This window comes from Herbaspirillum sp. GW821-FHT09A12, assembly GCF_059418325.1.
Genome location: NZ_JBWKPR010000031.1, coordinates 1 through 1,290, shown reverse-complemented (window position 1 = coordinate 1,290; position 1,290 = coordinate 1). Strand labels below are relative to the sequence as shown.

At 58.4% G+C, this 1,290-nt stretch carries 1 protein-coding gene; it reads left to right on the top strand.

The annotated features are described in order from the left end of the window. The first annotated feature begins 90 nt into the window (after positions 1–90). Entirely contained in the window at positions 91–1,239 is a 1,149-nt protein-coding gene (locus AC07N6_RS24250) for an IS481 family transposase (RefSeq protein WP_494783859.1), read from the top strand. Positions 1,240–1,290: the final 51 nt, after the last annotated feature.

Genomic DNA, 1,290 nt, shown 5'->3' with positions numbered 1-1,290 from the left:
GCTGTATAGACCTGAGACATAGGTAACACGTGTACCGGGACATAGGTAACACTTTTGGGGTTCGAAACGAAGCCCAAAGGATGGTCCACCATGCCCTGGAGAACTGTTGACATCATGTCACTGCGAGAAGAGTTTACGAACTTGGCCCGTCAGGAAGACGCCAACATCAGCCTGTTGTGCGAGCGTTTCGGCATCAGCCGCAAGACCGGCTACAAACTGTTGAATCGTGTGGCCGAAGAAGGCCGAAACGGATTGGCGGATCGTTCGCGTCGCCCACTCAACAGTCCGGCACGCACCCACTCCGAGATCGAAACCCGGGTCATCGAACTGCGCCACCAGCACCCAGCCTGGGGCGCACGCAAGCTGCATCGCCGCCTGTTGGATCTGGGCCACGAAGGCATTCCCAGCCCCAGCACGATTACCCGCATCCTCCAGCGCAATGGCCTCATCGATGCACAGGCCAGCGCCGACAGTACGCCGTTCCAACGCTTCGAACACGCCCGGCCCAATGAACTGTGGCAAATGGACTTCAAGGGCCACTTCGAAACCGGTGCGGGCACCTGCCATCCGCTGACCATCATCGATGACCACTCTCGCTACAACATCACCTTGACTGCCTGTGCGCGGCCCGATCGGACTCAAGTGCAGGCGGCGTTGGAAGACGTGTTCCGCCGCTATGGCATGCCCCTGCGTATCAACACCGACAACGGCGCCCCCTGGGGGAGCACCTCGAAATCGGCTCACGGCATCACGCAACTGACGATCTGGCTCATCCAGCTGGGCATTGGCATCAGCCACAGCCGGCCGGCCCATCCTCAGACCAATGGCAAGAATGAACGCTTCCATCGCAGCCTCAAATGCGAGATTCTGCGTGGCAGACACTACCGCGATTTGCTACAAGCGCAGGCAGCCTTCAATGCCTGGCGGCATGTCTACAACCACGAGCGTCCGCATGAGGCGCTGACCATGTGCACGCCAGCCACGCGCTACCAACCCAGCCGTATTGCCTACCCTCAAACGCTGCCACCAGTTGAGTACGCGCAAACAGATCTGGTGCTGGAGGTCGGATGGAACGGCAAGATCGTGCTTCAGGGCAAGCGCTTCAAGGTATCAAATGCCCTGCACCGACATCGGATTGCCGCGCGACCGCATCCTTCGCAGGACGGGGTGTTCGACCTGTACTTCTCTCATCAACGCTTCGCAAAAATTGATTTACGACAAAACAGTGCCTACGATTGAAGTGTTACCTATGTCCCGGCACATTTGTTACCCATGTCCCCGGTCTATACA

Bases quoted from the DNA above. Each gene is read 5' to 3' on its own strand.
- AC07N6_RS24250 (WP_494783859.1), top strand. From the start codon at position 91: ATGCCCTGGAGAACTGTTGACATCATGTCACTGCGAGAAGAGTTTACG.